10 protein-coding genes are annotated in these 12,205 nt (G+C 69.4%); 6 read left to right on the top strand and 4 right to left on the bottom strand.

What is annotated here, in order from left to right; genetic code table 11:
• The first annotated feature begins 84 nt into the window (after positions 1 to 84).
• Positions 85 to 2,931, top strand: a complete 2,847-nt coding sequence (locus AC2YHA_RS08745) for a TonB-dependent receptor (RefSeq protein ID WP_487401175.1) — start codon at positions 85 to 87, stop codon at positions 2,929 to 2,931.
• Here the strand turns inward: AC2YHA_RS08745 and AC2YHA_RS08750 are convergent.
• The 3 genes from AC2YHA_RS08750 to AC2YHA_RS08760 all read right to left on the bottom strand — a co-directional run bounded on the left by AC2YHA_RS08750 (position 2,928) and on the right by AC2YHA_RS08760 (position 5,700).
• On the bottom strand, positions 2,928 to 4,352 hold the full coding sequence (locus AC2YHA_RS08750) for an amino acid permease (RefSeq protein WP_487401176.1): 1,425 nt from the start codon (positions 4,350 to 4,352) through the stop codon (positions 2,928 to 2,930). The two genes, AC2YHA_RS08745 and AC2YHA_RS08750, sit on opposite strands and share 4 nt — an antisense overlap.
• A gap of 75 nt (positions 4,353 to 4,427) precedes the next feature.
• Positions 4,428 to 5,078, bottom strand: a complete 651-nt coding sequence (locus tag AC2YHA_RS08755; protein ID WP_487401177.1) for a GntR family transcriptional regulator — start codon at positions 5,076 to 5,078, stop codon at positions 4,428 to 4,430.
• A gap of 13 nt (positions 5,079 to 5,091) precedes the next feature.
• A complete protein-coding gene (locus AC2YHA_RS08760; protein WP_487401178.1) occupies positions 5,092 to 5,700 on the bottom strand; it encodes a TetR/AcrR family transcriptional regulator in 609 nt (202 codons plus the stop codon).
• 198 nt (positions 5,701 to 5,898) lie between these two features.
• On the opposite strand from AC2YHA_RS08760, the gene AC2YHA_RS08765 reads away from it, so the two are divergent.
• Together AC2YHA_RS08765 and AC2YHA_RS08770 are read left to right on the top strand one after the other, a co-directional pair.
• A complete protein-coding gene (locus AC2YHA_RS08765; RefSeq protein WP_487401179.1) occupies positions 5,899 to 6,753 on the top strand; it encodes a metal-dependent hydrolase in 855 nt (284 codons plus the stop codon).
• The gene (locus AC2YHA_RS08770; RefSeq protein ID WP_487401180.1) at positions 6,750 to 7,172 is read left to right on the top strand and encodes a DUF2147 domain-containing protein; all 423 of its coding nucleotides are present in this window, start codon (positions 6,750 to 6,752) and stop codon (positions 7,170 to 7,172) included. Before AC2YHA_RS08765 ends, AC2YHA_RS08770 begins: the two co-directional genes overlap by 4 nt.
• A 3-nt stretch (positions 7,173 to 7,175) precedes the next feature.
• Here the strand turns inward: AC2YHA_RS08770 and AC2YHA_RS08775 are convergent, their stop codons facing one another.
• Positions 7,176 to 8,126 carry a cation diffusion facilitator family transporter gene (locus AC2YHA_RS08775; protein ID WP_487401181.1) on the bottom strand — a complete coding sequence of 317 codons (951 nt, stop codon included), beginning with the start codon at positions 8,124 to 8,126 and terminating at the stop codon, positions 7,176 to 7,178.
• 155 nt (positions 8,127 to 8,281) lie between these two features.
• Here AC2YHA_RS08775 and paoA point away from each other — a divergent pair, with 155 nt between their 5' ends.
• The 3 genes from paoA to paoC are packed head-to-tail and all read left to right on the top strand — an operon-like array spanning position 8,282 to position 12,090.
• On the top strand, positions 8,282 to 8,929 hold the full coding sequence (gene paoA, locus AC2YHA_RS08780) for an aldehyde dehydrogenase iron-sulfur subunit PaoA (RefSeq protein WP_487401182.1): 648 nt from the start codon (positions 8,282 to 8,284) through the stop codon (positions 8,927 to 8,929).
• The gene (locus AC2YHA_RS08785; RefSeq protein WP_487401183.1) at positions 8,926 to 9,876 is read left to right on the top strand and encodes an FAD binding domain-containing protein; all 951 of its coding nucleotides are present in this window, start codon (positions 8,926 to 8,928) and stop codon (positions 9,874 to 9,876) included. The genes paoA and AC2YHA_RS08785 overlap by 4 nt, the downstream gene beginning before the upstream one ends.
• Positions 9,877 to 9,879: 3 nt before the next feature.
• Positions 9,880 to 12,090 carry an aldehyde oxidoreductase molybdenum-binding subunit PaoC gene (gene paoC / locus AC2YHA_RS08790; protein WP_487401184.1) on the top strand — a complete coding sequence of 737 codons (2,211 nt, stop codon included), beginning with the start codon at positions 9,880 to 9,882 and terminating at the stop codon, positions 12,088 to 12,090.
• The last annotated feature ends 115 nt before the right edge of the window (positions 12,091 to 12,205 follow it).

Raw genomic sequence — 12,205 nt, forward strand, 5'->3', positions numbered from 1 at the left:
CTGCCAATCTTTTGCGACAAATCGCTGCTAGGCCGCGGCCGGTGGAGCCGGGGCACGCCCGGACATGGACTGGGCGGGGTCTCGATGCGCTTGAGCGGGGTGGTGTTGCTGGGGATGATCATGACCTGGCCGGCGGCGGCACAGGTCGCGCCCGACCAGCCGTCGAGTCCCGCCGGCGAGGACGTCGACGGCGGCGGTCCCGACGAGGAGCTCGGCCCCGACATCACCGTCACCGGCCAACGCGAGCGCGGCGCGGTGCCGGGCGACATCAAGCCGGATATCCAGCTCCGCCCGGCCGACATCCGATCCTATGGCGTCAGCTCGATCGACGAGCTGCTGACGGAGCTCGGCCCGCAGGTGCGCAGCGATCAGGGGCCGGGCGGCGCGCCGGTGGTGCTGCTCAACGGCCGGCGCATCTCCAGCTTCCGCGAGATTCGCGACATCCCGACCGAGGCGATCGAGCGCGTCGACATCCTGCCCGAGGAAGCGGCGCTCGGCCTCGGCTATCGCCCCGACCAGCGCGTCGTGAACATCGTGCTGCGCCGCCGCTTCCGCGCCTATACCGGCGAGCTGCGCGGCGGCGGCACCACCGAGGGCGGCCGCTACACCGCCCAGGCCGACGCCAATCGGCTGCGGATCAACCGCGACGAGCGCTTCAACCTCAACCTCCATTACGACGGCGCGACCCCGCTCTACGAACGCGACCGCGACATCATCCCGACCGATCCGACCCGGCCCTACAGCATCGTCGGCAACGTCACGCCTGCCGCAGGCGCGGACGAGATCGATCCCGCGCTGAGCGCACTCGCCGGACAAGAGGTGGCGGTCGCCGGCGTGCCCCAGTGGGTCAGCGGCCGCCCGGCGCTGGGCGACTTCCTGCTGCCGCCCAATCCGAGCAGCGTCGCCAATTACCGCACCCTCGCCGCCGCGACGCGCGAGTTCTCCGCCAACGGCACCTACAGCCGCACCATCTTCGGCGACGTCACCGCCTCATTGAACGGCAGTTTCGAGGCGACGGTGAGCGATTCGCGGCTGGGGCTCGGCAGCGGCAGCCTGAACGTACCGGCAGGCAACCCCTTCTCGCCCTTTACTACGCCAGTCATGGTCGACCGCTATTTCGTCGAGGCGGGTGCGCGGCAGCGCCAGGTCGACGGCAATGTCGGCCATCTCGGCGCGACGCTGGGCGGCGACGTCGGCAAGTGGCGCTGGTCGTTCACCGCCAATGCCGACCGCACCTTCTCCCGCACCTTGAGCGACAATGCGCTCGACCTGGCCGCGGTGCAGGCGCGCATCGATGCCGGTGATCCGAGCGTCAACCCGTTCGCTCTGCTCGATCCGGCGCTGCTCGGCGACTATCGGCGCGACTATGCGCGCTCGGTCACCACCTCCGCCGATGCCGAGGCGACCGCGAGCGGGCCGCTGCTGAAGCTGCCGGGCGGCAATCTCGTCGCCTCGTTCAAGTCGGGGTTCGAGACCGACGCCTTCGACGCGCGCGCGATCCGCGGCGGCCTGATCAGCGACCCGAGCAATCTCGACCGCCAGACCGGCAGCGTCCAGGCGAGCGTAGACGTGCCGCTGACCAGCCGGCGCACCGGCTTCCTCGGCGCGATCGGCAATCTTTCGGTTAACGCCAACGCCGCGCTGGACCATCTGTCCGACTTCGGCGACCTCAAGACCACCGGCTATGGCGCACGCTGGTCGCCGATCGACGCGATCCGCCTGATCTTCTCGGTGACCGAGACCGAGGGCGCGCCGTCGATGGCGCAGCTCGGCAACCCGACCGTGGTGACGCCCGACACGCGCGTGTTCGACTATGTCCGCGGCGAGAGCGTCGACATCACCAGCGTCACCGGCGGCAATGCCGCGCTGCGGGCGGAGAACCGGCGCGTGACCAAACTGGGGCTCACGCTGAAGCCGCTGGGCAGCAGCGATCTCACGCTCACCGCCAACTATCTCAAGAAGCGCACCCTCAATCCGATCGAGAGCTTCCCGAGCCCCACCGCGGCGATCGAGGCGGCCTTTCCCGATCGCATCATCCGCGCCGCGAGCACGGACCCGGATGAGCCGGGCCAGCTGCTCCGGATCGACAGCCGTCCCGTCAATTTCGCACGCGAGGACAGCGAGGAGCTGCGCTGGGGCATCAACTTCTCGAAGCGAATCGGCCCAGCCCCGCCGCCGCGACCCGCCGGAGGGTACGGCGCCTTCCGCCGCCGCCAGCAGCAGGAGGCCGCCGAACGCGCCGCCGCCGACGCAGCGACGACGGCGCCGACCGAAACGCCGAGCCAGGATCGCGACCAATCGGCTCCAGCTACGGGCCAGTCGCAGACGGGGGAAACGCGATCGCCCGACAGCGGTCCTGGCGAGCGTCCCGGCGGTGGGTTCGGCCGCGGCTTCGGCGGCAGGGGATTCGGCGGCTTCGGCGGGCGTGGCGGCGGCGGACGCGGCGGGCGGCTGCAATTCGCCTTCTACCACACCTGGCATTTCGAGGACCGCATCCTGATCCGGCCGGGCGTGCCGATCATCGACCAGCTCAATGGCGGCGCGACCGGCAACCAGGGCGGACAACCGCGCCACGAGCTCGAGCTGCAGGCGGGCGGTACCCTGGCCGGCTACGGCATCCGCCTGTCCGGCAACTGGCAGTCGGGCAGCACGGTGCAGGGCGGCACCGCCGCGGCGCCGACCGACCTGCGCTTCGCCCCGCTCGCGACCTTCAACTTGAGGCTGTTCACCAACTTCCAGCCTAACATGGCGCTGGCGCGCGAGCACCGCTGGCTGATCGGCACGCGGGTGACGCTCAGCATCACCAACCTGTTCGACGCCAAGCTCAAGGTGACCGACGCGACCGGCGCGACGCCGATCAACTACCAGCCCGACCTGCTCGATCCGACCGGCCGGACGATCAGGCTCAGTATCCGCAAGCTGTTCTTTTAGGGGACCTCCCTCCCCGCCAGGCTGCGCGCGCGGCCGTAAAGAAAATAGAACGCCAGCCCGATCGCGTTCCAGCCGAGGAAACGGGTCAGCGTGTGCAGCGGCAGGCTCGACATCAGATAGAGACAGCCCAGGATCGCGAGCGACCCCACCACATAGGGCGCCGGGCAGCGGAACACGCGCGGCAGGTCCGGCCGCGTGCGGCGCAGGATCATCATGCACGCCGCCACCGCGATGAAGGCGAGCAGCGTGCCGGCGTTGGCGAGCTCGGCGATCTCGTCGAGGCGGAAGAAACCGGCGACCGACGCCACGAAGACGCCGGTGACGGCGGTGATCAGCGCCGGCGTGCCCGTCCGCGCCGACACGCGGCTGAGCGCGCGCGGCAGCAGCCCGTCGCGCGCCATCACGAAGAACACCCGGCTCTGGCCGTACATCATCACCAGGATCACCGACGGCAGCGCGATCAGCGCGGCGAGCCCGATCGCCCAGGCGGCGGCCGGATGCTGGAGCGTGCGCAGCACATGCGCGAGCGGCTCGGCCGACTTGCCGAGATCGGCATAGCCGACCGCTCCCACCGCCGCCAACGCGACCGCCATGTAGATCAGCGCGCACGCCGCCATCGACCCGACGATGCCGATGGTGAGGTCGCGGCCCGGATCCTTGGCCTCCTCGGCCGATGTCGCGACGGTGTCGAAGCCGTAGAAGGCGAAGAACACGATCGCCGCCGCCGCCATCACCCCGCGCTTGACCCCGTCGGGTCCGACCGCGCTGCCGAAGCCATAGGGCATGAACGGCTCGAAATTGCTGCCGGTGAAGGCGGGCAGCGCCAGCGCGACGAACAGCGCGAGCGCGGTCATCTTGATGACGACGAGGACGATGTTGAAGGTCGCGCTCTCACGCGTGCCGGCGATCAGCATTCCCGCGATCGCCAGCGCGACCAGCACCGCGGGCAGGTTGATGATGCCGCCGCCGTGCGGACCCGACAGCAGCTCGGGCGGCAGGTGGACGCCCAGTTGCTCGATCCAGCCGACCAGATAGGCCGACCAGCCGACCGCGACGGTGCTGCTCGCCAGCGAATATTCGAGGATCAGGCTCCACCCCACCACCCAGGCGAGCGTCTCGCCGATCACCGAATAGGTATAGGTATAGGCGCTGCCCGCGGTCGGGATCAGCGTCGCCATCTCGGCATAGGCGAGCGCGGCGAAGGCACAGACCGCGCCGGCGATGGCGAAGGACAGGATCACCGCAGGTCCCGCGCGGTCGGCACCGACGCCGGTCAGCGTGTAGATGCCCGTCCCGACGATGGCGCCGATGCCCAGCGCGATCAGATGCGGCCAGCTCAGCGTCTTGCGCAGCTTGCGGTCAGGTTCGGCCGCCGCCTCGGTATCGAGCGGCTTGAGCGGCCCCAATAATCCTCGCGCCAAATGTCCCTCCCCTGGTTCTTATCGATCGGGACCTCGTAGCGGTTGCCCGCTTCCCGATCGAGAGGGGATCGCCGATCAGGCCGCGGCGGAGAGCTGCCGGCGGAGATCGTGGAGCGTGTTCCGGATATGCGCCGCGGTGAGCTCGTGCAGCCGCTCGCCGTCGCGCGCCAGCCATGCATCGAGGATCGTCCTGTGCTCCTCGACCGCGCGCTCGTCATGGCCCAGCGATTCGAGGTGCTTGCGGACATAGCGTTCCGACAGCGTATGCAGCCGCTCGAGGATGCCGACGGCGACCTGGCGCGCGCTCGGCCGCAGCAGGGCCAGGTGAAAGGCACGGTTGAAGGCGCCCGCACCCTCTCCGCCCGCGCCAATCACCTGCTCGAGCGAAACCAGCCTTTCGCGGGCGATCATGCGATCCTCCTCGCTCGCGTTCAGCGCCGCGGCGACGGTGACGATGGGCTCGAGCGTGAGGCGCAGGTCGTAGACCTCCTCGGCCTCGGCCGCGCTGAGCGCGCGCACGAAGAAGCCGCGGTTGACGTGCGATTGCACCAGCCCTTCCTGCTCCAATCGGGCCAGCGCTTCGCGCAGCGGGATCTTGCTGACGCCGAATTCGCTCGCCAGCGCGTCCTGGCGGATCGGGCTGCCGGGCAATACCCCGCCGGAGAGGATGCGGTCGCGGACCAGGTCGACGAGCTGGTCGGAGAGGTTACGGACGGTCAGGCTCACACGAGGACTCCCGTCAAAGCGGCGGAATGAGGAAGAGCTGGAGCAGCTTGGCGGTGAGGCTCCGCATCTCGCTGTCCTCCTGGCCGAGCATGTCGCGCAGGTGCGGCCCGATCACCGCGTCGCCGAATGCGCAGACGGCTATCATCAGCACCGCCGACCGGATGCGGGCTTCGGCCCCGGCATCGACGAACTTGTCGCTGAGCGCCGCGACCAGCGAATTGACCGCCTCGCGGATCGGCTCGAGATGCCGGAAGTCGCGCGACAGCGCGATCCAGGCGGCAAGCTGGCCCGCGCCACCCTCGTCGAACGCGTCGAACACCTGGTCGACCAGCGAGCGCGGCGCCGCGGCATCGCTGCGCAGATGGTCGACCGCCACTTCGAGCGCGCCGATGAGGTCGCGGATCATCGACCCCATCAGCGCCGACTGCAGCCCCGCTGCCGAGCCGAAATGATGGAGGACGTTAGCGTGCGACATGCCGATCTCGCGCCCGACGTTGGCGAGCGTGACTGCCGCCGGCCCCTGATCGAGCAGCAGCTTGCGCGCCGCCACCAGCCCTTCTTCGCGCGCCTCATCCCCCTGCCGCTTGCGCCGCCGCACGCGCACCGGCTTCGCTTCGCTCATCTCGACAGGTCCCCTCTCGCTCGCACGCCTACACTCCCCCGATTGGACATCGGTGTAGATACATTGCGCCGCCCATCATAGCCCAATTCCGTCCCGCCGACTCCCTCTCTCGGATAACGGGTGCACGGGAACTTGCGCCGGCTCGTCGCGTTTGATATTAACATCAATGTTAATTTGAGTCGCGCAAGGAGCGATCGGATGAGCGAGACCACCCCACGGACCCCGGCCGACCTGGCCATCAACAAGCGCGACTGGAAGTTCGGCCGCGACGCGCCGCCGCCGCGCTGGTGGCATGGCGGCGATCCCGGCCGCACCGCTTTCTTCAACGCGCTGTCGTCGACCTTCCCGCTCGGCGAGAAGTTCTTCATGACCTCGATCAAGCCCTATCGCGACGGCACGCCCGAGCCGCTGCGCAGCCAGATCGACGATTTCATGTACCAGGAATCGATGCATTCGCGGGAGCATGTCGTCTTCAACCGCCAGGCCGAGGATGCCGGCTACGACATCGCGCCGCTCGAGGAGCGCACGCGCCGCACGATCAGCTGGGCGAAGCGGCGGAGACCGATCGCGCAGCTCGCCGCCACCTGCGCGCTCGAGCACTATACCGCGGCACTGGCGCATGGTGCGCTGGCCGATCCCGCGCATCTCGCCGGCGCGACGAGCGAGGCCAAGCGGCTGTGGCGCTGGCACGCGATCGAGGAGATCGAGCACAAGGCGGTCGCCTTCGACACCTGGAACCATGCGACGCGCGATATGCCGCGCCTGCGGCGCTGGGCGCTGCGCAGCGCGGTGATGGTGGCGGCGACGATCCGCTTTCACCGCGTGATCTTCGCCAACATCGCCGATCTGCTGCGGCAGGATGGGCGCAACGACCTGCGGACATGGCTGCGCCTGCTTGCCTATCTCTATGGCCGGCCGGGGCCGATGCGGCTGCTGATGCAGAGCATCCTCGGCTATTTCCGCCCCGGCTTCCATCCCTGGCAGATTGACGACCGCGCGCTGCTGCGCGAGGCTATCGAGACGCTGACTCCGCCACAGGCCGCTGCCGCATGAAGTTCCTCCTTACCGTCACTGCCTCTGCGGCGATGCTGGTCGCCGCGGCGCCCGCCCCGCCAGCCGACATCACCGGTCTCTGGGCGACGGGGAGCAACGATGGCCGCGTCCAGATCTACCGCTGCGGCGGCGCGCTGTGCGGCCGCGTCGTCGATGCCGCGCCGCTGCGTGCCGATCCCGACCGCCGCGACATCCGCAACTCCGACCCCAAACTGCGCGAGCGGCGGCTCAAGGGGCTGGTGGTGCTGCAGGGCTTCACCGGCGGCCCGACCGATTGGAAGGGCGGTCCGGTCTATGACCCCGAGACGGGGAGCGGGGCCAGCAAGGGCTATCTCAAGCTCCGCCCCGACGGGAAGCTCGAGATCAAGGGCTGCGTCGCCTTCTTCTGCCGCACCAAGGTGTGGACGCGGGCGAGCTGAACCTCAACGCGGCGAGCCGCTGTCCGCCGCGCGTTCCGGCCGGATATAGACCGCCGATATGCGCGGCCATCGCGCCATCAGCGTGTTCTCGACGCGCTCGATCAGCCGCTCCAGCTCGCCTGCGGTCACCGAGTCGACGAAGTCGACGCTCATCGCGATGAAGATCCGGTCAGGCGCGGTGTGGATGGTGCGGACGTGGTTGACCCGCGTGACCTCCGGCAGATCGGCGACATAAGCGCGCACCGCGGCGGTCAGGGCCGGGTCGGCACGCTCGCCGATCAGCAGGCCTTTCGATTCCCGGGCCAACAGCGCTGCGACCACCGCCAGCACCGCGCCGATCGCGATCGAGGCGATGCCGTCCCACTTGGGATCGCCGGTTGCATGGCTGAGGTAGACGCCGAGTGCGGCGATGAGGATGCCGGCCATCGCCGCCGAATCCTCGAACAGCACGATGAAGCTCGGCGGGTCCTTCGAGCTGCGGATCGCGCGCCACCAGCCGAGATCGCCCTTGGCACGGCCGAAGGTGCGCACGGCGATCCACCATGAGCCGCCCTCCAGCACGAGCGCGACCGCCAGCACGATGTAGTTGATCAGCGGATCGCGCAGCGGCTCGGGATATTGGAGGTGGACGACGCCTTCGTACACCGACAGGCCCGCGCCGGTCGCGAAGATCAGGATCGCGACGACGAAGCTCCAGAAATAAAGCTCGCGGCCATAGCCGAAGGGGTGAATCTCGTCCGGCGGCCGCTCGGCGCGGCGCTTGCCGTAGAGCAGCAGCAGCTGGTTACCGCTGTCGACCACCGAGTGGAACCCCTCGGTCAGCATCGCTGACGAGCCGGAGATCGCCGCCGCGACGAACTTGGCCACCGCGATGCCGAGGTTGGCGGCCAGCGCCGCATAGAGGACGAGGTTCGACTTCCCTTCCACGGCGCCTTCCCGAGATTGCCGGAGCATAACCCGCCAGTTACCAGACGTTTCCCACGCCAGTCTCATCCGTCCGCGCCCTTGCCCGCTCGCCGGGAGCCGTGCAGAATGGCCGACGGACGCGGAACCCGGCCGCGCCAGACCGATTGAGCCCCTGACCGGGAACGACGAATCGGAGCATAGAGATGAGCGGGTCCCATGACTTCGACGTGTCGCGCCGCGGCGTCCTGATCGGCGGCGCGGCATCGGCGGCGGTCACCGCCGTACCCGGCGCGGCAAAGGTTCAGCGCGGAGCGAGCGACATGGCAGAACGACCGGTGACGGCTCCCGTCACGTTCGAGGTCAACGGCAAGAAGCGCGAGCTGACGCTCGACACGCGGACCACGCTGCTCGACGCGCTGCGCGAGCACCTCCATCTCACCGGCACCAAGAAGGGCTGCGACCACGGCCAGTGCGGCGCCTGCACGGTGATCGTCGACGGCCGCCGGATCAATTCGTGCCTGACGCTCGCGGTGATGCACGAGGGCGACAAGATCACCACGATCGAGGGCCTCGGCACCCCCGACAAGCTGCATCCGATGCAGGCCGCCTTCGTCAAGCACGACGGCTACCAATGCGGCTATTGCACGCCCGGGCAGATCTGCTCGGCGGTGGCGGTACTCGACGAGATCAAGGCGGGCATCCCCAGCCATGTCTCCGCCGATGTCGCCGCCCTCCCCAACTTCACCGTCGAGGAGGTCCGCGAGCGGATGAGCGGCAACATCTGCCGCTGCGGCGCCTATTCCAACATCATCGAGGCGATAACCGAGGTCGCGGGAGGAGCGAAGGCATGAAGGCGTTCAGCTACCAACGCGCGACCTCTCCCGCCGAGGCGGCGGCGCTGGTCGCCCGCACGCCCGGCGCACGGTTCATCGCCGGCGGCACCAACCTGCTCGACCTGATGAAGCTGGAGATCGAGACGCCGACGCATTTGGTCGACGTCAACGGTCTCGCGCTCGACAAGATCGAGGAGACGCCGGACGGCGGCCTGCGCATCGGCGCGCTGGTCCGCAACACCGATCTCGCCGCCGACAAGCGCGTGCGGCGCGACTATGGCGTGCTCGCCCGCGCGCTGGTCGCCGGCGCCTCGGGCCAGCTGCGCAACAAGGCGACCACCGCCGGCAACCTGCTCCAGCGCACCCGCTGCCCCTATTTCTACGACACCAACCAGCCCTGCAACAAACGCAAGCCCGGCAGCGGCTGCGGCGCGATCGGCGGGTTCAGCCGCGGCCATGCGGTGATCGGCTCCAGCGAGGCGTGCATCGCCACCAATCCCAGCGACATGGCGGTGGCGATGCGCGCGCTCGACGCGACGGTGGAGACGGTGAAGCCCGACGGCGCGACCCGCACCATCCCGATCGCCGAGTTCCACCGCCTGCCCGGCGACACCCCGCATGTCGAGACCGTGCTCGCGCCGGGCGAGCTGATCACCGCGGTCACCCTCCCCAAGCCGATCGGCGGCAAGCAACTCTACCACAAGGTCCGCGACCGCGCGTCCTACGCCTTCGCGCTGGTCTCGGTCGCCGCGATCGTGCAGCGCGACGGCAGCGGCCGGGTGGCGGTCGGCGGCGTCGCGCACAAGCCGTGGCGCGTCGAGGCGGCCGAGGCGGCGATGCCGCGCGGCGCCAAGGCGGTGACCGCCCAGCTGCTCGCCGGCGCCAAGCCGACGCACGACAATGCCTTCAAGCTGCCGCTGGTCGAGCGCACGCTCGGCGCGGTACTGGCCGAAGCGAGGGCCTGAGCCATGAAGTTCGACACCCCAGCCGGAACCAACCCGATCGATCAGCTCAAGGTAGTCGGCCGCCCTACCGACCGCATCGACGGTCCGCTCAAGACCACCGGCACCGCGCCCTATGCCTATGAGCGGCACGACGTGGTGCAGAACCCCGCCTATGGCTATGTCGTGGGCGCTGCGATCGCCAAGGGCCGGATCGCCTCGATCGACCTTGCCGATGCCAAGGCCGCGCCCGGCGTGCTCGCGATCGTCACCGCCGAGAATGCCGGCACGCTCGGCAAGGGCAATTTCAACACCGCCAAGCTGCTCGGTGGGCCCGAGATCGAGCACTACCACCAGGCGATCGCGGTGGTGGTCGCCGAGACGTTCGAGCAGGCGCGCGCCGCCGCCTCGCTGATCAAGGTCGACTATGCCCGCGGCAAGGGCCGCTTCGACTTGGCGGCGGTGAAGGATTCGGCGCCCCCGCCCCCGCCGAGCGAGTTCGGCGGCAAGCCCGACACCGCGGTCGGCGATTTCGCCGCCGCCTTCGCCGCCGCGCCGGTCAAGCTCGACGCCACCTACACTACGCCCGACCAGTCGCACGCGATGATGGAGCCGCACGCCAGCATCGCGCTGTGGGAAGGCGACAAGCTGACGATCTATACCTCCAACCAGATGATCAACTGGGGCAAGGGCGACGTCGCCAAGACGCTCGGCATCCCCAGGGAGAATGTGCGGCTGGTCTCGCCCTATATCGGCGGCGGGTTCGGCGGGAAGCTGTTCGTCCGCGCCGATGCGGTGCTGGCGGCGCTGGGCGCGAAGGCGGTGCGTCGCCCGGTCAAGGTCGCGCTCACGCGGCCGCTGATGGCCAACAACACCACCCACCGCCCGGCGACGATCCAGCGCATCCGCATCGGCGCGACGCGCGACGGCAAGATCACCGCGATCGGCCATGAGAGTTGGTCGGGCGACCTCCCCGGCGGCGGGCCGGAGACGGCGGTCAACCAGACCCGCCTGCTCTATGCCGGCGCCAACCGCATGACCGCGACGCGCCTCGCCGTGCTCGACCTGCCGGAGGGCAATGCGCTGCGCGCGCCGGGCGAGGCGCCGGGGCTGATGGCGTTGGAGATCGCGATCGACGAGATGGCGGAAAAACTCGGCATGGACCCGATCGAGTTCCGCATCCTCAACGACACCCAGGTCGATCCCGAACAGCCTTCCCGCCGCTTCTCGCAGCGCCGGCTGGTCGAATGCCTCAAGACCGGCGCCGAACGCTTCGGCTGGAACAGGCGTCAAGCGAAGCCCGGCAGCGTGCGCGAAGGGCGCTGGCTGGTCGGCATGGGCATCGCCGCCGCGTTCCGCAACAACCTACTCACCAAGTCGGCCGCGCGCGTGCGGCTCGACCGGCAGGGCATGGTGACGGTCGAGACCGACATGACCGACATCGGCACCGGCACTTACACGATCATCGCCCAGACCGCGGCGGAGACGATGGGCGTGCCGCTCGACAAGGTCGTGGTGCGGCTCGGCGACTCCGATTTCCCGGTGTCGTGCGGCTCGGGCGGGCAGTGGGGCGCGAACAACTCGACGTCGGGCGTCTATGCCGCCTGCATGAAGCTGCGCGAGGCGGCGGCGCAGAGGCTCGGCTTCAACGCCACCGACGCGGCGTTCGCCGACGGCCAGGTCCGGTCGGGCAACCGCAGCGTGCCGCTCGGCGACGCCGCGCGGGGCGGAGAAATCGTCGCCGAGGACTTCATCGAGTACGGCGACCTCGACAAGCAATATCAGCAATCGACCTTCGGCGGCCATTTTGTCGAGGCGGCGGTCGACGCCTATACCGGCGAGATCCGGGTGCGCCGGATGCTCGCGGTGTGCGCAGCGGGGCGCATCCTCAACCCCAAATCGGCGCGCAGCCAGGTGATCGGGGCAATGGTGATGGGCACCGGCGCCGCGCTGATGGAGGAGCTGGCGATCGACAAGCGCTTCGGCTTCTTCGTCAACCACGACCTCGCCGGCTATGAGGTGCCGGTCCACGCCGACATCCCGCACCAGGAGGTGATCTTCCTGGAGGAGACCGATCCCATCTCGTCGCCGATGAAGGCGAAGGGCGTCGGCGAGCTCGGCATCTGCGGCGTCGGCGCGGCGGTGGCGAACGCGGTCTACAACGCGACGGGCGTGCGCGTGCGCGACTATCCGATCACGCTCGACAAGTTCCTGGATCGGCTGCCGGCGGTGGCGTGATCTCCCGTTAAGCCCCTCCCCTTCAGGGGAGGGGTTGGGAGTGGGGCAGTGCCCCAAGCGGACATGCCCGCGGATAGGCCCCCACCCCAACCCCTCCCCTGAAGGGGAGGGGCTA

The sequence above is a fragment of the Sphingomonas sp. SRI_018 genome (genome assembly GCF_057586275.1).